Origin of the sequence: Pseudomonas syringae group sp. 243L2, from assembly GCF_032587875.1 — a bacterium.
Taxonomy (GTDB): domain Bacteria; phylum Pseudomonadota; class Gammaproteobacteria; order Pseudomonadales; family Pseudomonadaceae; genus Aquipseudomonas; species Aquipseudomonas amygdali.
On record NZ_JAWHPL010000010.1, the window covers coordinates 138,702 to 157,365 of the forward strand.

The 18,664-nt window shown below is 57.0% G+C and carries 17 protein-coding genes; 12 read left to right on the forward strand and 5 right to left on the reverse strand.

Features of this window, described 5'->3' with window-relative positions:
• Positions 1 to 177 precede the first annotated feature (177 nt).
• The gene (locus RYB66_RS04545; RefSeq protein ID WP_005782179.1) at positions 178 to 921 is read left to right on the forward strand and encodes a helix-turn-helix transcriptional regulator; all 744 of its coding nucleotides are present in this window, start codon (positions 178 to 180) and stop codon (positions 919 to 921) included.
• Between the two features lies 1 nt (position 922).
• On the opposite strand, the gene RYB66_RS04550 is transcribed toward RYB66_RS04545, so the two are convergent.
• Positions 923 to 1,603 (reverse strand): acyl-homoserine-lactone synthase, encoded by a 681-nt coding sequence (locus RYB66_RS04550; protein WP_316886536.1) that lies wholly within the window; start codon positions 1,601 to 1,603, stop codon positions 923 to 925.
• 218 nt (positions 1,604 to 1,821) lie between these two features.
• Here RYB66_RS04550 and RYB66_RS04555 point away from each other — a divergent pair, with 218 nt between their 5' ends.
• From RYB66_RS04555 to RYB66_RS04575, 5 genes are read left to right on the forward strand one after another with little or no spacing between them, the layout of a single operon-like run.
• Positions 1,822 to 3,018, forward strand: a complete 1,197-nt coding sequence (locus RYB66_RS04555) for an aminotransferase class I/II-fold pyridoxal phosphate-dependent enzyme (protein ID WP_316886535.1) — start codon at positions 1,822 to 1,824, stop codon at positions 3,016 to 3,018.
• Positions 3,011 to 3,529 (forward strand): DUF6190 family protein, encoded by a 519-nt coding sequence (locus tag RYB66_RS04560; RefSeq protein WP_316886534.1) that lies wholly within the window; start codon positions 3,011 to 3,013, stop codon positions 3,527 to 3,529. Before RYB66_RS04555 ends, RYB66_RS04560 begins: the two co-directional genes overlap by 8 nt.
• The gene (locus RYB66_RS04565) at positions 3,519 to 4,316 is read left to right on the forward strand and encodes a dihydrodipicolinate synthase family protein (RefSeq protein WP_316886533.1); all 798 of its coding nucleotides are present in this window, start codon (positions 3,519 to 3,521) and stop codon (positions 4,314 to 4,316) included. The genes RYB66_RS04560 and RYB66_RS04565 overlap by 11 nt, the downstream gene beginning before the upstream one ends.
• Positions 4,316 to 5,173 carry an iron-containing redox enzyme family protein gene (locus RYB66_RS04570; protein WP_005782167.1) on the forward strand — a complete coding sequence of 286 codons (858 nt, stop codon included), beginning with the start codon at positions 4,316 to 4,318 and terminating at the stop codon, positions 5,171 to 5,173. The genes RYB66_RS04565 and RYB66_RS04570 overlap by 1 nt, the downstream gene beginning before the upstream one ends.
• Positions 5,157 to 5,393: a Rieske (2Fe-2S) protein gene (locus tag RYB66_RS04575; RefSeq protein ID WP_002552658.1), complete on the forward strand. Its 237-nt coding sequence runs from the start codon at positions 5,157 to 5,159 to the stop codon at positions 5,391 to 5,393. Before RYB66_RS04570 ends, RYB66_RS04575 begins: the two co-directional genes overlap by 17 nt.
• A 41-nt stretch (positions 5,394 to 5,434) precedes the next feature.
• Here the strand turns inward: RYB66_RS04575 and RYB66_RS04580 are convergent, their stop codons facing one another.
• Together RYB66_RS04580 and RYB66_RS04585 are read right to left on the reverse strand one after the other, a co-directional pair.
• Positions 5,435 to 6,616: a patatin-like phospholipase family protein gene (locus tag RYB66_RS04580; protein ID WP_316886532.1), complete on the reverse strand. Its 1,182-nt coding sequence runs from the start codon at positions 6,614 to 6,616 to the stop codon at positions 5,435 to 5,437.
• Between the two features lie 32 nt (positions 6,617 to 6,648).
• Positions 6,649 to 7,581 carry a lipid A biosynthesis lauroyl acyltransferase gene (locus tag RYB66_RS04585; protein WP_002552656.1) on the reverse strand — a complete coding sequence of 311 codons (933 nt, stop codon included), beginning with the start codon at positions 7,579 to 7,581 and terminating at the stop codon, positions 6,649 to 6,651.
• A 120-nt stretch (positions 7,582 to 7,701) separates the two neighbouring features.
• Here RYB66_RS04585 and minC point away from each other — a divergent pair, with 120 nt between their 5' ends.
• The 5 genes from minC (at position 7,702) to RYB66_RS04610 (ending at position 12,456) form a co-directional block, all read left to right on the forward strand.
• Positions 7,702 to 8,442: a septum site-determining protein MinC gene (gene minC / locus RYB66_RS04590; protein WP_005743828.1), complete on the forward strand. Its 741-nt coding sequence runs from the start codon at positions 7,702 to 7,704 to the stop codon at positions 8,440 to 8,442.
• 231 nt (positions 8,443 to 8,673) lie between these two features.
• Positions 8,674 to 9,486, forward strand: coding sequence for a septum site-determining protein MinD (minD, locus tag RYB66_RS04595; RefSeq protein WP_002552654.1), 813 nt, complete (start codon positions 8,674 to 8,676; stop codon positions 9,484 to 9,486).
• The gene (minE, locus tag RYB66_RS04600) at positions 9,486 to 9,740 is read left to right on the forward strand and encodes a cell division topological specificity factor MinE (protein WP_002552653.1); all 255 of its coding nucleotides are present in this window, start codon (positions 9,486 to 9,488) and stop codon (positions 9,738 to 9,740) included. Before minD ends, minE begins: the two co-directional genes overlap by 1 nt.
• A gap of 90 nt (positions 9,741 to 9,830) precedes the next feature.
• The gene (locus RYB66_RS04605; protein WP_004657795.1) at positions 9,831 to 10,466 is read left to right on the forward strand and encodes an RluA family pseudouridine synthase; all 636 of its coding nucleotides are present in this window, start codon (positions 9,831 to 9,833) and stop codon (positions 10,464 to 10,466) included.
• 700 nt (positions 10,467 to 11,166) lie between these two features.
• On the forward strand, positions 11,167 to 12,456 hold the full coding sequence (locus RYB66_RS04610; protein WP_010202250.1) for a M18 family aminopeptidase: 1,290 nt from the start codon (positions 11,167 to 11,169) through the stop codon (positions 12,454 to 12,456).
• Between the two features lie 252 nt (positions 12,457 to 12,708).
• Here RYB66_RS04610 and RYB66_RS04615 read toward each other — a convergent pair whose 3' ends face one another.
• Positions 12,709 to 15,972 (reverse strand): Ice nucleation protein, encoded by a 3,264-nt coding sequence (locus RYB66_RS04615; protein WP_410478401.1) that lies wholly within the window; start codon positions 15,970 to 15,972, stop codon positions 12,709 to 12,711.
• Between the two features lie 531 nt (positions 15,973 to 16,503).
• Entirely contained in the window at positions 16,504 to 17,226 is a 723-nt protein-coding gene (locus RYB66_RS04620; RefSeq protein WP_005732905.1) for a UTRA domain-containing protein, read from the reverse strand.
• A 354-nt stretch (positions 17,227 to 17,580) separates the two neighbouring features.
• Here RYB66_RS04620 and RYB66_RS04625 point away from each other — a divergent pair, with 354 nt between their 5' ends.
• Positions 17,581 to 18,648 carry an ABC transporter substrate-binding protein gene (locus RYB66_RS04625; protein ID WP_002552647.1) on the forward strand — a complete coding sequence of 356 codons (1,068 nt, stop codon included), beginning with the start codon at positions 17,581 to 17,583 and terminating at the stop codon, positions 18,646 to 18,648.
• Positions 18,649 to 18,664 lie beyond the last annotated feature (16 nt).

Here is an 18,664-nt window from a genome sequence, read left to right on the forward strand (position 1 = left end):
GCCCAAACACGCGTGCGCTCGTATGCAAATGCTTCGACGAGCGCACTTTTTTACAGCCTTGACCGGTGTTCAAAATCAAAAGACACAGGTAGTCCATGTTTTCATGTACTACTTAAATTACACATGCGGATAATGAGTACAGCCAGGCCGAGAACAAAACAATAAACAAGGTATTACATGGAGGTTCGTACCGTGAAAGCCCAACTTGACTGCCCACCGTTGAAGATAAACGGGGCCCCTGCCCCTCTCCGTCAACTGATCGAAGACTTTGAAAACGATCTGCACCACATTGGCGATTTTACCTACGCCTACTTTTCCACGCCCAAGACGCGCAATGTCAAACCCGTCATTTTGTCCAATTACCCAGACTCCTGGCTGAAATCTTATGTAGCCTCAAACTATCACCTCATTGATCCCATCATCAAACATGCCTGGCATAGCATTACGCCATTTTTCTGGAGAGAGGCCCGCAATGCTGTTCAGGGCGTCGAAACCGACGATTTCCTGAAGCGGTCAGCCAAATATCAGCTGTCCTCGGGGGCCACTTTCACCCTGCACGATGCCAGTGGGCTTTTTGCCGCACTGAGTCTTTGCAATGCCCGGCAGCAGAACGATTTCGATCAGCGAATCCGCGAAAAAGCCGCCGATATCCAGATGAGCCTCATCCGCTTCCATGACCGTTTGATCAAGACCCGAGCGCCCCATGAACTCTTTCCGCAGCCCGCCCAGTGCAAGTTGTCCACCCGCGAAACAGGTGTGTTGAAATGGGTGGCGATGGGCAAGTCGTACAGCGAAATCGCTGAAATATTTTCCATCTCGGAACGCACTGTGAAGTTTCACATGTCCAATGTCTCCAGCAAGCTCAAAGTGCGCACTGCCAAGCAGGCGGTCTACAAAGCCATCAACATGGGCATGGTCTGATTCAGGCAGCGCTGTGCATGCAGGCTTGCGGTGCGGAGCCTGATACGCCAAGCGCTATCGGCCAACGCAGCAGGTCATCCGTGACAGGCTGTCTGAGGGCAATATTCCCGAGCAGCCGCTGATGGTTGTCGGCCGTCACCGGCATCTCCAGCAGCAGCACTGTCTCGCCTGGCGATGCTTCACCGGTCGACAGCACATGGTGCTCCCATCCGGACTTGCGCACGATCCGCGCCATTGCCTTGCTGACCACCGTGATGATCGATTGCAAACCGGACAACGCAGCATGGTTGTGCATGGAGAACAGCAGCATTTCGGTCAGTGGTGCGTGCAGAATACCCAACGAGCGTGCCCGAGCCGTGTCGACAAAGAACCTGCTCGACTCCGCCATGGCGGCATTTTTGGGCGCAGCGCAGTCAAAAAAACTGCGGAATGGGCCTTCCAGCATGTAGGGATCACAGGTGTTGATCAGCCTTAGCCCGGCCAGCGGAACCCCCTTCCAGCTTCCGACAAGGTAAGTGGTAGCGGCATTGTCGTATTCATCAAATTCAAATGCGTGACTCACACGAACTTTCCATTCAAGACGATCTGAAAAAATCTTCTTGCGCATGGAATACAGTGTTTCCAGCAACGTAACGGGCATCGTAGTGTAACTGGCTAACTGAAACTCAAACCCGCTCGACATTATAAACTCCACTCCGCACAACCAGTGTCAAGCATCGCGTATTTCAAAGGGTAAATCTACTGTACCTAAGAACAGGTCAACACCTTGAAATATAACCTTCTGTTATTTGCACTTAGGTACAGTGTTATTTCAGCCAAAAATAAGGAAATCTGCTTCGGCGCTCTGGATATCCAGGACGGCTGCCCCCCAAACAATAATGACTCCATAGGGATAATGATATGAACAGTCTATATGCCGGTATCGACACCTTGAACGCGGTTCCAGTTCTGGACGATATTACCCAACACGAAATCTCTGCCCTGAAAACCCGTTTCAACCTGGCCGATGCGCATACTCATCAGGACCAGAGCAATACCCAGCGCCTTATCGTCGCCAGCCTGCCCGAGCTGTGGTACCAGGCGCAAAACCAGACCCAATACCAGAGTGAGCAGGCCTTCATTCATGCCTTTTTCACCTTCCATGGTCAGCACCATGCGCTGAAACGCCACGACGAAATCTATCTCGTCTACGCAGCGTCCATCGCCATGCACATCACCGCGACCTACCTGCGCAAACAGAACATGAGTGTCGGGTTGATCGAGCCTTGCTTCGACAACCTGCACGATCTCTTGAAACACATGGAAGTGCCTATGTCGGCACTCGATGAAAGCCTGTTCACCTCATCGACCGAGGTGTACGCAAACTTGCAGAAAGCGGCCATCGGGCTGGATGCGATCTTTCTGGTCGACCCCAATAACCCGACCGGTTCCAGCCTGTTTGCCGACGGACCGGATACGTTCGTCGAAGTGGCCAGATACTGCCGCGATTACAACAAACTGCTGATACTCGATTTCTGTTTCGCCTCGTTCTTCAAGGCGGCCGGTCGGGAACGCGTGGACGCCTACGCGATTCTCGACGATATCGGCACGCAATACCTGGTCATGGAAGACACTGGCAAGACCTGGCCGCTGCAAGACACCAAATGCGCCACCCTCATGGCCAGCCAGGACATCAACGCCGATATCTATAGCATCGTCACCAGCGTCCTTTTGAACGTCTCGCCATTCATCCTCAATGTGGTTACCCGCTACATCGAGGACAGCAAGGACGATGACTTCAACTCAGTGCGTTCGGTGCTGGACGTCAACCGCCGCATGGCCCGCGCGGGTCTTGAAGGCCGGGTTTTGCAGTATGTGGAGCCGATGATCGACACCAGCGTGGCGTGGTTCGAGATTCTGCCCACTGGCATTAACGCCGATGAGTTGCAGGCTTATCTGTTGCAATGGGACGTGTACGTACTGCCGGGCAAATATTTCTACTGGAGCCAGCCCGAAAAAGGCCAGCGTTACATACGTCTGGCGCTGGCACGCAAACCGGAAGAATTTGCGGCCGCCGTTCAGGTCATCGCAAAGGCCCTGGAGAACTTCCATGTCTGACTTCGACCTGCCAATGATCGACGCAACAGTGTTCATGGGCATGCACCACGCCGATCCCGGCGTGCGTGAAAAATCCCTGGGTTTGTTTTCCCGGTTCTATGAAAGCAGCGTGCAGATGAATTTCGCCCAGATAGGCATTTGCGACGCCATCATCTGGAAGAAAAGCCGCGCCTTGCAGGACGTGTACTACCCGTTCATGGATGTACTGCACACTGACATGGCCATCCAGCGCCAGGGTTGTAGCGAACACATACTCCAGCGCGCCGCGACGGACACACTGCTCAAAGGCCTGCCCGTCGAAAAGAAACTGCTGGCGGCGCAGGTACTGGAGCAGGAAATCCCGTTTTATACCCATGATCCAGAGCTGCTGCGCCTGCAAGTCCTGCAGCCTTTCCTGCAGCCGTTCGAAAGCCCCGTCAGACAGCCTGCGTTCCCGGAGATGTTGCAACGTCTCTATGACCAGTCGAGTGCCATGGTGATCCGCAACGAGGACTTTGAACATGTCTGGTAAAACCATTCTGGTGCCGCTGGTAACGCCTCTGAACGAACAGGCGCAGGTCTGCGAAACCAGTCTTGAACGTCTTTTGAGCAGCCTCGCAGCCAACGTCGACGGCTACATTCCATGCCTGACCTCCGGAGAAGGCTGGCGGCTGTCGCGTCAGCAATGGCTACAGATGCTGGAGCTGACCCTACGCTACGCAGGCGACAAGCTGGTCATCGCCGGGATTGAGCGCGGTTCGACGCAGGAGGTACTGGACTTTGCCCTGATGGCTCAGGATGCCGGCGCGCAAGCGGTGATGTTCACCTCGCCGTTTACACCCGGTATCAGTCAGCAGGTGATCATCGACCATTACCAGACCATTCATGACGCGACGCATCTGGATATCTTCATGTACAACGAGGCCGCCCTGTCAGGCAACGAAAAGACCTTCGCCACCCTCGAGGCCATCGCGCAGTTACCCAGAGTGATTGGTCTCAAGGACTCGCCGTCCATGTCCCGCTCGCAGGATCAGGTGGATGCCATTCGGCAACAGGGCGTCGACTACTTTATCGGCTGGGAAATGCAGCTGGCTGGCGAACTGGAGTCCGACGGCAATGTGGTGTCCCTCGCCAACCTGGAACCGCGGCTCTGTCGGCAAGCGGCTGACCGCCAACAGCCAGCGCTCAGTCAGGAAATCGCGACGCTCAATGAACGGTATCTGCTGAGTGCGTCCGACTGGTACGCCCAGGTCAAGCGCGAGCTTAAAGCGCGTGGCGTGATCGACAGCGACCGGGTTATGACCGAGGAGGCTGCTTAATGGAAAACATGCAAAAGCAACTGTTTCTGGCCAATCGTGCGCTTATCGAAAAGCTCGTGCCTATCCCACAGGAGCTTCTGACATTTGAGCAGCGCTGGATCGACGACGCCATCGAACGCAGCATGACCGCGGATGTTCCTGGTGATCTTGCTGGTCTGCGCAGGATGCTGGCCGAACTGGTCGAACTGGAGAGCAGCGAAGTACCGCCCAGCGCGCACTATGTCGGCAGCGACATGACGCTCGATGAGTTTCGGATTCTGGTTCAGGAGTTTGCGCTGGATGGTCTGACCGAAGCGCAGGTTTTCTATCATCTGATGCCCAGGCTCAGCCTGCCCGCGCAAATGCCCATGCTGCGCATGATGATCGACGAGTTTGGCTCGGGAAACCTCAAGCGCTCGCATACCACGCTGTATCAGGACCTGCTGCGCGAACTGGACATGCCGCTGGACCTGCAATTCTACGTGGAGGCCAACTCCAGTGCCGGTTTCACCTTTCCCAACATGTTCTGCTGGCTGGCCATGCGCGCGGATGATCCATCATGGTTTGCCGGGGTCATTACCTACTTCGAGACCGTGGTGCCGTTCTTTTTCGAGTGTTACACCCAGCTCTGCGAGCGATTGCAGATCCAGGCTCATACCTACTACTCCGAACACGTTCATATCGACGTTTTCCATGCCATCGAGGGGCAGCGCCTGCTCAAGGCCATGGACGTCAGCGGTGATCTGGACCCGGTGAAAGCCTGGCGAGGCATCTGCATGGGGCGCGAGATCACCAATCTGGCATTCGACCTGGCCGTAGAGAAAGCTCGCCGACTCAAGCACTTCAACAAGGAGGCCAACCTTGAACGAGCCTGCTGAGTTTCGTCGTCCCGACACGTTCACCGTGCATATCGGCCAGGAGCAATACCTGGTACCGAGTAGTTGCCCGCATCGTGAGGGGTGGCTGGAGCATGGAGTGGTCAACGAGAAACGCCGATCCATTACCTGTCCCCTGCACTTCTCGGTGTTCAGCCTCGAAACCGGAGAGCAATTGAGCGGCCCGCCTTGTGGCAACCTGCAGGTTCGGCGACTGAGGTAGAAGCGCGTCCCACGGCAGGATTCGCTCCTGCCGTGGAGGCGTCATGTGAGGCGCAGGAACCTTTTCAATTCCGCACCTTGGGCAATCGCATCGTGTCGGCCCAATTCGATCAGTTCGCTGCAATAACCCGATTCGAACAACAGATAGCTCAGGACACTGGCGCCACTGCTTTTGGTCGCGCCCGGCCCGCGCAGGAACGTGCGCAATGCAGGCGGAAGTTCACGGCGGTGCCGGGCAGCGATTTCGTCCAGCGGGCGGCTTGGGGAAATCACCAGCACTTCCACCGGCTCCATACCCGGCTGCTTGATCTGATCGCAAGGCAGCAACGCGCTGGCCATGTTCAAGCGCTCCAGCAACTCGATATCGCTTTCCAGATTATCGATGAAGGTGCTGTTGAGCATGTGGCCGCTGATCTGCGCCAGACTTGGCTGTATGCCGATTGGCGCACGCGGTGCCGGCCTTTCGGTTTTCAGCCCGCGCGGATTGCCACTCACGCCTACGACCAGAACACGATTGGCACCCAGGTGCAGCGCCGGACTGATCGGTGCCGACTGACGCACGGCACCGTCACCAAAGTATTCCTGATCCAGCATTACGGGGGCGAACAGCAAGGGAATGGCTGAACTGGCAAGCAGGTGATCCACGGTCAGTTGAGTCGGACGGCCGATACGTCGATGACGCAGCCAGGGCTCGATGGTGCCGCGGCCCTGATAGAACGTGACTGCCTGCCCTGATTCATAGCCAAAAGCTGTTACCGCCACGGCGCGCAGGTGATGGGCATCAATGGCGGCCTCGATCCCGGACAGGTCCAGCCGCTCATTGAGCAGTTCACGCAGAGGCGAGCTGTTGAGTAAGGCAACCGGGATATTTCGCCCGAAGCCCATCAGGCTGCGGCCAAAAAAACGGCTGGCCTGATGAATCACACCAGACCAATCGCTGCGCAGCACCTGATGGCTGCGGAACGACTGCCAGAATTCGGTCAACTGGTGAATGGCAATGCGAAAGTGCAGCGCGCCGCTGGCCAGTTTCACCGCGTTGATTGCCCCGGCTGACGTACCGACAATGACCGGAAAGGGATTGGGAGAACCGGGCGGCAGCAAGTCGGCAATGCCTGCAAGTACGCCAACCTGATACGCAGCACGCGCACCGCCACCTGACAAAATAAGCCCGGTCACGGGCTCGACTTCGGTTACAGCCTGGGTCACTACTGCGGTATCTGGCATCTACAACTGGCCTCGATGGTCAACGACGCTTTTTATCTACGTTTGTTATATAGCTTCGGTTCGCCAGCCGGTCGACTCTTGAAGCGCCGATGCGCCCAAAGATACTGTTCCGGGCATTCAGTGATAGCACTTTCTACCCATTGATTGATACGCAAGCAATCGGCTTCGTCGCTTTCACCCGGAAAATCCTGCAGCGGTGGGTGAATCACCAGCCTGTAACCGCTACCGTCAGCCAGACGCTGCTGAGTGAACGGCACCACTTGAGCACGGCCCAGACGCGCAAATTTGCTGGTAGCGGTCACGGTCGCGGCCTGAATGCCGAACAGCGGCACAAAGATGCTCTGTTTAGCGCCATAGTCCTGATCCGGTGCATACCAGATGGCCCGGCCGGCACGCAGCAACTTGAGCATGCCGCGCACGTCATCGCGCTCGACAGCCAGCGAATCAAGGTTGTGCCGCTCGCGTCCGCGACGCTGGACGAAATCGAACAGTGGGCTCTTGTGTTCGCGGTACATGCCGTCGATGGTGTGTTGCTGGCCCAGCAGTGCCGCACCGATCTCCAGCGTGGTGAAGTGCAGCGCCATCAGAATCACGCCCTCGCCTTTCTCCTGAGCATTCTGCAGGTGCTCGAGCCCTTCGATATGAGCAAGTCTGGCCAGACGTTTTTTCGACCACCACCAGCTCATGGCCATCTCGAAGAAGGCGATCCCGGTGGAGGCGAAGTTTTCCTTGAGCAGACGCTTGCGCTCGGCGGCGGACAAATGAGGAAAACACAGCTCAAGATTGCGTGACGCGATATTTTTTCGATCAGTGGCCACTCGGTACATGACCGCACCCAATGCCCGACCGATGGCCAGCAGGGCGCGAAACGGCAACTGGACAACCAGCCATAAAAGCCCCAACCCCAGCCACAAAGGCCAGAAACGGGGGTGAAGGAAACTGGCTTTAAAGCGTGGGCGATCCATTTGGGCTTCCGTCAGAACAAAGGCCGCGCATTCTACAACGGTTCTACCTGCTTGCGGCTCGCGGGCGTTCTCGCTATAAGTCTCGGCACTTTTAGCGACAAGCTGTTGTGTATATCAACCATGAGCCAGATTGAATCGCAAAACCCGGAACCTGTATTTCAGCTCAAGGGCAGCATGCTCGCCATCACTGTGATGGAGCTGGCCCGGACCAACCTTGAAGCGCTCGACAGGCAACTGGCGGCGAAAGTGGCACAAGCCCCCAACTTCTTCAGCAATACGCCGTTGATCCTGGCTCTGGACAAACTCGCGCCGAACGAAGGCCCGGTGGATCTCCCCGGGCTGGTGCGTATCTGTCGCCAGCACGGTCTGCGCACCCTGGCGATCCGTGCCAACCGCATCGAAGACATCGCTGCAGCCATTGCCGTTGATCTTCCGGTGCTGCCGCCGTCCGGCGCACGTGAGCGCGTAATCGACCCGGTTGAAGTCGAAGCGCCGAAAAAGATCCCGGAAAAACCACCCGAACCGCTCATCAAGCCGACCCGCGTGATAACCGCTCCGGTGCGCGGCGGTCAGCAGATTTATGCCCAGGGCGGCGATCTGGTTGTGGTTGCGCCGGTCAGTCCCGGTGCGGAACTTCTGGCCGATGGAAACATCCATGTGTACGGCCCAATGCGCGGCAGGGCACTGGCGGGAATAAAAGGCGACACGAAAGCACGAATCTTCTGTCAGCAGTTGAGTGCAGAGCTGATTTCGATTGCCGGGCAATACAAGGTTTCCGAGGACTTGCGCAGGGACCCTCTATGGGGCTCGCCGGTCCAGGTCAGCCTGTCAGGTGATGTGTTGAACATCATTCGTCTTTAACGGATACTGCCGCAATTTTCAAAGTATCTCTGATTCGTCGCAAAACCGTCGTGAAGGCGGCAGGAAGTTCTGACAAGCACTGCTTTTCAGCGGGTATATGAGTTGAAAGTAATAGCTTAACGCTACCTTTCCGGAATCAGACCCCAGAATTGACACAATGCTTCGACGGGCGCGGCGCCAGGAGATGCTCTTCAGGGACTTAATGTCCTTTTCCTCTAGGGGTGATACACCTTGGCCAAGATTCTCGTTGTTACATCCGGCAAGGGTGGTGTGGGCAAGACCACCACCAGCGCCGCTATCGGTACCGGTCTCGCATTGCGTGGTCACAAGACAGTCATCGTCGACTTCGACGTCGGCCTGCGTAACCTCGACCTGATCATGGGTTGCGAGCGTCGGGTCGTGTATGACTTCGTCAACGTGGTCAATGGCGAAGCCAACCTCCAACAGGCGCTGATCAAGGACAAGAAGATCGAAGGCCTGTACGTGCTGGCTGCCAGCCAGACCCGTGACAAGGAAGCACTGACCAAGGAGGGCGTTGAAAAAGTCCTCATGGAGCTGAAGGAATCGTTCGAATACATCGTCTGCGATTCGCCGGCAGGTATCGAGACCGGTGCTCACCTGGCCATGTATTTCGCCGATGAAGCGATCGTCGTGACCAACCCCGAAGTATCCTCTGTGCGTGACTCCGACCGTATGCTGGGCCTGCTGGCCAGCAAATCACGTCGTGCCGAACGCGGCGAAGACCCGATCAAGGAACACCTGCTGCTGACTCGCTACAACCCTGAGCGTGTCAGCAAGGGCGAAATGCTTGGTGTGGAAGACGTCAAGGAAATCCTTGCTGTTACCCTGCTCGGCGTGATCCCCGAATCCCAGGCTGTCCTGAAAGCCTCCAACCAAGGCGTGCCGGTCATCCTCGATGACCAGAGCGATGCTGGCCAGGCCTATAGCGATGCCGTTGACCGCCTGCTGGGCAAAGACCGGGAACATCGCTTCCTGGATGTGCAGAAGAAAGGATTCTTTGAACGTCTGTTCGGGGGTAATTAATGAATATTTTTGACTTCTTTCGTGACCGCAAAAAAGAAAGCACGGCCTCGGTAGCGAAAGAGCGTCTGCAGATCATCGTTGCGCACGAACGCGGCCAGCGCAGTACGCCGGACTACCTTCCTGCACTGCAGAAAGAGCTGGTGGAAGTGATCCGTAAATACGTCAATATCGAGTCCGATCAAGTTCAGGTCGCTTTGGAAAGCCAAGGCAGCTGCTCGATTCTGGAACTCAATATCACCCTGCCAGATCGCTGATCAGGCAGTCGCTCGCGGCGGTATCGGCGCACTTCTCAGGAAGCTGCGCCCTTACCGCTGTTGGCGTTTCTAGCGTTTCGAGGCCGTTGCATGCCGTTGTCGAACATCCGCATCATTTATCAGGACGCAGCCGTTCTGGTAATCGATAAGCCTACCCTGCTGCTTTCCGTCCCCGGCCGCGCCGATGACAACAAGGATTGCCTGATTACCCGCCTGCAGGAAAACGGCTTCCCCGAAGCCCGCATCGTCCATCGTCTGGACTGGGAAACGTCGGGCATCATCCTGCTGGCCCGCGATGCCGACACGCACCGCGAGCTGTCGCGTCAGTTTCATGATCGCGAAACCGAAAAAGCCTACACCGCACTGTGCTGGGGCCAGCCGTCGCTGGACAGCGGCAGTATCGACCTGCCGTTACGCTACGACCCGCCTACCAAGCCCCGGCATGTGGTGGATCACGAGGGTGGCAAACACGCGCTGACATTCTGGAAAGTCGTCGAACGTCACGACACCTACTGTCGGGTCGAACTTACCCCTATTACCGGCCGCTCGCACCAACTGCGGGTGCACATGCTGTCGATCGGTCATCCGCTGTTGGGCGATGGTCTGTATGCCCACCCCGAAGCGCTGGCGGCGTATCCGCGCCTGTGCCTGCATGCCAGCATGTTGAGCTTTACCCATCCGGGCACCGGCGAGCGGTTGACCTTTGAGTGCCCCGCGCCTTTCTGATCTGAATGACACGCTGGCTATCGTGCAGATGCTCCGCGTCATACAGCTGCTCTGACTATCGCTCCCACGCTCCGCATGGTAATGCCGTTCGTGACGCTCCGCGTCACACAGCGGTTCTGCGACTTCAGGTGGATTTAGGGTCGACTCAGCTCACCTTTTCGCCCCTCGGCGAGTTACTTTGATGGGGCCAAAGTAACCAAAGCCCCCCGCTCCTGTTTCCGGCCCGACTTCGTCGGGTTCCTTCGCCCTGTCACTGATCCGGGGGTCGCCGCAACGGGCCATCCATGGCCCGGTGCGGCTAGCCTGGCGTCCTGCCAGGCTACCCCCGGATCAGCGCCAGGACTCAGCCGTCACTAACGTCGCACTCTGCGTCGTCAGTGCCACCGCGGTTGAAAAGCGCTTTTACTCTCGGCGCTGTGCGTCAGCTTAGACTATCGTGCCTGCGCTCCGCGTAGGCATGCAGTTCGTGACGCTCCGCGTCACACAGCGGTTCTGCGACTTCAGGTGGATTTAGGGTCGACTCAAGTCACCTTTTCGCCCCTCGGCGACTCACTTTGAGGGACCAAAGTGAGCAAGGCCCTTGGCTCCGGTTTCCGGCTCAACTTCGTCAGGCTCCTTCACGGTCGAAAAGCGTTTCTGTGGCAGCGGCAACGGCTGAGCCAATGGGGTAAACTCGCGCCATTGCTGTCTGGAGCTATTTATGCGCGCAGAGTTGAACAACGGCCTCATCGATTTTCTGAAGGCTTCTCCCACCCCGTTCCACGCCACCGCCACCCTCATGCAACACTTCGAAGCTGCGGGTTTTCAGCGGCTGGATGAACGTGATACCTGGGCAATAGAAACTGGAGGTCGTTACTTCGTCACCCGTAATGACTCCTCTATCGTCGCCTTCCGCATGGGCCGTCAGTCGCCACTCACCGGCGGGATTCGCATGGTTGGCGCACACACGGACAGCCCGTGCCTGCGGGTCAAACCGCAACCGGAACTGCAACGCCAGGGCTTCTGGCAACTGGGCGTCGAAGTCTACGGCGGCGCGCTGCTGGCACCATGGTTTGACCGTGATCTGTCGCTGGCAGGTCGCGTCACCTTCCGCCGCGATGGCAAGGTTGAAAGTCAGTTAATCGACTTCAAGCTGCCGATTGCCGTGATTCCCAATCTGGCCATTCACTTGAACCGCACTGCCAATGAAGGTTGGGCGATCAATGCGCAAAACGAACTGCCGCCAATCCTCGCGCAAGTGGCTGGCGACGAACGCGCGGACTTCCGTGCGCTTCTGACTGATCAACTGGCCCGCGAACACGGGCTGAATGCAGACGTGGTGCTCGATTACGAGCTGAGTTTCTATGACACACAGAGTGCCGCCGTTGTCGGCCTTAATGGGGACTTCCTGGCAGGCGCACGTCTGGACAACCTGCTGTCGTGTTATGCCGGGATGCAAGCGCTGCTGAACAGCGAAAGTGACGAAACCGCTCTACTGGTATGCACCGATCATGAAGAAGTCGGTTCGTCGTCGACCTGTGGCGCAGACGGCGCAATGCTTGAGCAGATCGTCCAGCGCCTGCTGCCGAGCAGCGAAGACTACGTGCGGACCATTCAGAAATCGCTGTTGATATCGGCCGACAACGCCCACGGCATACACCCCAACTACGCCGAAAAACATGACGCCAATCATGGTCCCAAGCTCAACGCCGGGCCGGTGATCAAGGTCAACAGCAACCAGCGTTACGCCACCAACAGTGAAACGGCCGGTTTCTTCCGCCATCTGTGCATGGCTGAAGAAGTACCGGTGCAGAGTTTCGTGGTGCGCAGCGACATGGCCTGCGGCTCGACTATCGGGCCAATCACCGCCAGCCATTTGGGGATCCGCACGGTAGACATCGGCCTGCCGACGTTCGCCATGCATTCGATTCGCGAACTGGCTGGCAGTCATGATCTGGCGCATCTGGTCAAGGTATTGAGCGCGTTCTATGCCAGCCACGAGCTGCCATAACGCCTGCAATGATTGATTCTCGTGGGGGCGGCGTGCTGCTCCCGCGTAACAGTTCTGACGCCCGGCCGAATACCCTGATTGAAAAAATAAAGTTTCGCGGCTTACACATAAAAAACAACGCAGGTTTTATCGGTTTTACCCCTGGCACCTTTGTGCCGTACACCGTTGATTCGTTTATAAAGGGACATCATGTCCCGAACCGCACCGACGTACCCTGTCGATGATTCAGTACGAATAACCCGGTTACGTGACTCAGGTATCGTCCTCGTCGGTTTTATTGACGATATCGTCATCGTCGTTCACGTAATACGGAATGTCGGCTTCAACGCCGTTTTCTCCCGTCCTGGCCACCAGTTGTCTGTACCGCTTACCGTCCCAGAGCCTGAAAACAAGCGTGGAGTCTTCTCCTGCCGATAACGTGGAACCTTCACTGCCAATAAGTTTGCTGCGAGCGCCTGCTGTCAACACACTGTTCTTTCCAGCGGTCAGTCTGCTTTGGTCTCCCGCCATCAACGTGCAGTCATGCCCGCCGGTCAACTTGCTTCTGTCTCCAGCGGTGAGGTAACTGTTGTTACCGGCCAGTAGTTTACTGCGGTCCCCCGCCGTCTGATTACTGTCTGCACCGGCGATAAGTCTGCTGCGGTCACCTGCCAGCTGTACGCTGCCTGCACCGGCTATCAGCGTGCTGCGAAAACCTGCGGTCTGCGAACTGCCCTTGCCGGCGATAAGCATGCTTTTGTGTCCGGCCACCTGAATACTTTCATGGCCCGCAATCAACGAGCTGCCATAACTTGCAATCTGGTTACTGCCGTAGCCCGCAGTCAATGTGCTGCGAATGCCCGATGTGAGACTGCTGCCATAACCGGCAATCAACACACTGCGAAGTCCGGCGATCAACGTACTGCCATAGCCTGCCGTCAGAAAACTTCGGATTCCGCTGGTTAGGGAACTGCCATAACCGGCGATCAATGAGCTGTCCTGCCCGGCCGTTGCCGTACTGCCATACCCCGCCGTCAATGAACTTCCATGCTCGGCAGTCTGGGTACTGCCATAACCTGCCGTGAGCGTACTTTTATAGCCTGCCGTCTGCGTACTGCCGTAACCCGCGATCAGCGAACTCTCATAGCCGGCGGTGGAGGTACTTCCGTAGCCGGTGGTGAGCGAGCTTTTTTCCTGCGCGGTTTGCGTACTGCCATAACCGGCTGTCAACGTGCTCTCGTAACCTGCCGTCTGCGTGCTGCCGTAACCCGCGATCAGCGAACTTGCATAGCCCGCAGTGGAAGTACTTCCGTAGCCGGTGGTCAGCGAGCTGCTGTCCTGTGCGGTTTGCGTACTGCCATAACCGGCGGTCAACGTGCTCTCGTAGCCTGCCGTCTGCGTACTGCCATAGCCAGCAATCAGGGAGCTTGCGTAACCCGCAGTCGACGTGCTTCCGTAACCTGTGACCAGGTCACTGCGTTCCTGTGCCGTCTGGGTACTCCCATAACCGGCAGTCAATATGCTTTTGAAGCTCGCCGTTTGGGTGCTTCCATATCCGGCGATAAGCGAACTGTTTGAGCCTGCCGTTGAAGTGCTGCCATACCCTGCGACCAGGTCACTGTACTCTCTGGCCGTCTGAGTACTCCCATAACCGGCGGTCAGCATGCTTCTGTAACTCGCGGTCTGGGTGCTGCCATACCCTGCGATCAGCGAACTGCCCGAACCTGCTGTTCCAGTACTGCCATAGCCCGCGATCAGGTCGCTACCGTCCCTGGCAGTCTGAGTGCTTCCGTAGCCAGCGGTCAGAATACTTTTGCGGCCTGCTGTCTGCGTACTTCCATAGCCCGCAATGATGAAGCTCTCATGACCCGCGGTGCCCGTGCTTCCATAACCTGCGGTCAGGTTACTGTCAGCGCCGGCCGTTTGCGTGCTGCCGTAACCGGCAATCAGCGAGCTGTCGGCACCGGCTGTCCCGGTACTTCCATATCCGGCCGTCAGGGTGCTGCCTTCACGGGCAGTCTGGGTGCTGCCGTAACCTGCAGTGAGCGAACTGCCGCTGCCCGAGGTTTGCGTACTGCCGTAACCGGCAATCAACGAGCTGTCGGAACCTGCCGTGCCAGTGCTGCCGTACCCAGCCGTCAGGTTGCTGCCTTCCTGAGCCGTTTGGGTACTGCCATAGCCCGCTGTGAGTGAGCTGTCGCCTCCAGAGGTTTGCGTGCTGCCGTAACCGGCGATCAACGAGCTGTCGGAACCTGCCGTGCCAGTGCTGCCGTATCCGGCGGTCAGATTGCTGCCTTCCTGTGCAGTCTGCGTACTGCCGTAGCCCGCCGTCAGGGCGCTGTCCCCTCCTGACGTTTGCGTACTGCCGTAACCGGCAATCAGAGAACTGTCAGAGCCTGCTGTGCCGGTGCTACCGTATCCAGCGGTCAGGTTGCTGCCCTCCTGCGCAGTCTGCGTACTGCCGTAGCCTGCCGTCAGTGCGCTGTCACTTCCTGATGTCTGGGTGCTGCCATATCCGGCGATCAATGAGCTATCCGCGCCTGCGGTGCCGGTGCTGCCGTACCCAGCGGTCAGGTTGCTGCCCTCCTGCGCAGTCTGCGTACTGCCGTAGCCTGCCGTCAGGGCGCTGTCCCCTCCTGACGTTTGCGTACTGCCGTAACCGGCAATCAGAGAACTGTCAGAGCCTGCTGTGCCGGTGCTACCGTATCCAGCGGTCAGGTTGCTGCCTTCCTGTGCAGTCTGCGTACTGCCGTAGCCTGCCGTCAGTGCGCTGTCACTTCCTGATGTCTGGGTGCTGCCATATCCGGCGATCAATGAGCTATCCGCGCCTGCGGTGCCGGTGCTGCCGTACCCAGCCGTCAGGTTGCTGCCTTCCTGTGCAGTCTGGGTACTGCCATAACCAGCCCTGAGCGAGCTGTCACTCCCGGAAGTTTGCGTACTGCCATAACCTGCAGTCAGCGAGCTGTCGGAGCCTGCCGTGCCGGTGCTGCCGTACCCAGCGGTCAGATCACTATGGCTTCCCGCCGTTTCGGTGCTGCCGTAACCCGCGACAAGCTGGCTGTGGCTGTCACCAATCAACGTGCTGCCGTAGGTCGCTGTCTGCAGCGTCTGCGTGGTGACGGCGGGAAGATTGCCCTCCGCGCCGACAGCGGCACTCACTGATGCCACGTCAAATACTTCATGACTGACAACAAGCTCGCCACTGGCCGGACGAACCTCGACAGCCGCAGGGGGACTTGTCGATGAGTAACTGGCCCGGTGCATCAAGAGGTAATGTGCAGCACTGCTTTTGTCACCGACATGAACGACTTGCGCCCGCTGGAATTTCACCATTCCGCTCTCGGACAACGCAATGAGGTCGGCAACGGCCACTTCACAGACAACCCATCGCGCATCGGCATGAACACTCAAAAAGGCGCTGGTTCCAACACCCCACAATAAACCTGCCAGTCCATTTTCATGTGCTTTTGTCGGTTGCCAGTGCCTGCACTCAACGGTCCCTGAGACAGGCCACACCAAACCGCAGTGATCGGCCATGTTATTTGCACATGTCCGTAATACCAACGCTTTTTCAAGATTCATTACAGCGCCCTCATAGATCCTTTAAATGAAAGTAGCCGCACTCATCAATTCACACGTTAACGGCCAGCTACGATATCAACCTTCACATCCCACACGCGAAACTGCGCCAGGCAATCCACTTACCGACCACGCGCAATGACGCTCTAAAAACGTATCACACCCAACTAATAAATATTAATCAATACGGATTTTTACTATTTATTTTCGACAACCGGAATAAAAAAACCTTAACTTTTTCACCTCAAAAACTTTTAAGTTACGCTCACCCCTTTGCAGCTTAAAGTTATTTTCTCATTAAATTTTTAAATAAGCCGGACGTCTGCGCGCACGCACTCGACCTGAGCGGCCCGCACAGCCAAGGTTTTCAATGAAGAGGAAGGTCACGTCTTACTGGCTGGCACCCGCAACTAACAACGCGCTGAATACACCGATATTAATTTACTGAAACTTGCCGCATGCCCGGAGTTTTTGAAGAGCCGCACTCAACTACAACTTGCCACGCACATTGGCGCGCACATGAATAGCATCATGACGCCAGTATTCAAGATCGCAATCAATCAGTCGATCACGCTGGTCATAGTTTATTCTTGCAATACGCAGGCCGGGGCTGCCCAGGGAAACCTTCAAGGCGGCTGCAGCGTCGGCATGCAGTGCCGTGGGGACCATATCAAAACGTACTTGTCCGTAATGCAGGTCATAACAGCGGGCATAAAGCTCGGTGAGTGACTCGTTCAGGTCGTGATCGAGGATGCCGGGGAATAATTCCGGCCTCAGGTAATGCTCAACATAGAGCACCAGCCGCTGATCGATACGCCGGGCGCGGCAGATCTGGATCACGCTCGACAGCGCAGGCAGTTCGAGCATTTCGCAGATCATCGCCGAAGCCGGTTGCAGACGTGCCGACAGCAGCTGAGTGTGAGCCACTCTTCCCTGCGCGCAGACCATTGCGTGAAAATGGCTGCGCCGAATCAAGTCATACGCCAGTCGTGGCGGGGAAATGAACCAGCCGCGACGCTCTTCACGGTAAATAAGCCCTTGCGCCTCCAGTTGCACGAGGGCCTCACGCAACGTGATACGGGTGGTAGCAAACACCTCGCTAAGCTTGCGTTCCGCAGGCAGCTTGCTGCCATGCGGCAACAAGCCATGTTCGATCTGCTCCTGCAGAGCACTGCAAATCGTTGTTACCGCCCGTGGCACATCTTCGCGCATTCCGGTATCCGTCTGGACTAGACCAGCTCTATTGCGGGGCACACCTCAGTGCAACCGACGCCATTAACTCCATTGCTTCAAGCCTAGGCCGGGCACATGACCATTCTGTGACATGACGAAACACGATCCATGCCAACTGCTCCGAAAAAAGGCCTTTAGCCGTTGAAAAGCAAGCACGATCCCATGGTCTACGCTTAGCGCCAGGCACTGCCGAACCACGTTAAAAACAGCTTCTGGCACTGAACACGACACGAAAATGTCATGCAAAAAGCCTAACTTGGCTCAGGTATTGCTGATCTAGACCAAACAATCCGAAACGAACACTTCTTGCAAGAAGTGCACTAGGAGCTCCGAATGAAACATCTTTTGTTGGCATCACTCCTCGGTTCAGCCATGGCAATGAGTTCGCTGGTCATGGCTGCGGACACAGACCTTAAAACGCTGGAGGCTGCGGCCAAGGCTGAAGGTGCGGTCAATAGTCTCGGCATGCCGGATGACTGGGCTAACTGGGGTGGCATCTGGAAAGACCTGGAAACCAAATACGGCCTCAAGCACATGGACACCGACATGAGTTCGGCCCAGGAGATCGCCAAATTCGATGCGGAGAAAGACAACGCCAGCGGTGACATCGGCGACGTGGGTGCCGCGTTCGGTCCTATAGCCGTTGCCAAAGGCGTGACCCAGCCTTACAAGCCAACCACTTGGGAGCAGATTCCGGACTGGGCCAAGGACAAGGACGGCCATTGGGCGCTGGCCTATACCGGCACCATCGCCTTTATCGTCAACAAGAACCTGTTGCACGGCTCTGAAATACCGAAAAGCTGGGCCGACCTGAAAACCGGCAAATACAAGGTTTCCATTGGCGATGTGAGCACTGCCGCGCAAGCAACCAATGGCGTATTGGCCGCAGCCATTGCCATGAAAGGCGACGAAAGCAACATCGAGCCAGGCCTGGCACTGTTCACCGACCTGGCCAAGCAGAAACGCCTGTCACTGGCCAACCCGACCATTCAAACCATCGAAAAAGGCGAAATCGAGGTCGGCGTGGTCTGGGACTTCAACGGTCTCAACTACAAAGCCAAGATGGCCAAACCGGATGACTACGTGGTGCTGATCCCGTCGGACGGCTCGGTGGTTTCCGGCTACACCACCATCATCAACAAATACGCCAAGCACCCGAACGCCGCCAAACTGGCGCGTGAATACACCTTCAGCGATGCCGGTCAGATCAACCTGGCCAAAGGCAATGCGCGTCCGATTCGCGTTGAACACATCAAGCTGCCAGACGACGTGAAAGCCCAGTTGCTGCCGCATGAGCAATACCTCAATGCCAAGCCGATCAAGGACGCGGATGCCTGGGAAAAAACCTCCAAAGCGCTGCCTCAGAAGTGGAACGAGCAGGTCATCATCGAGATGAACTGATTCTCTCCTGCGGCTC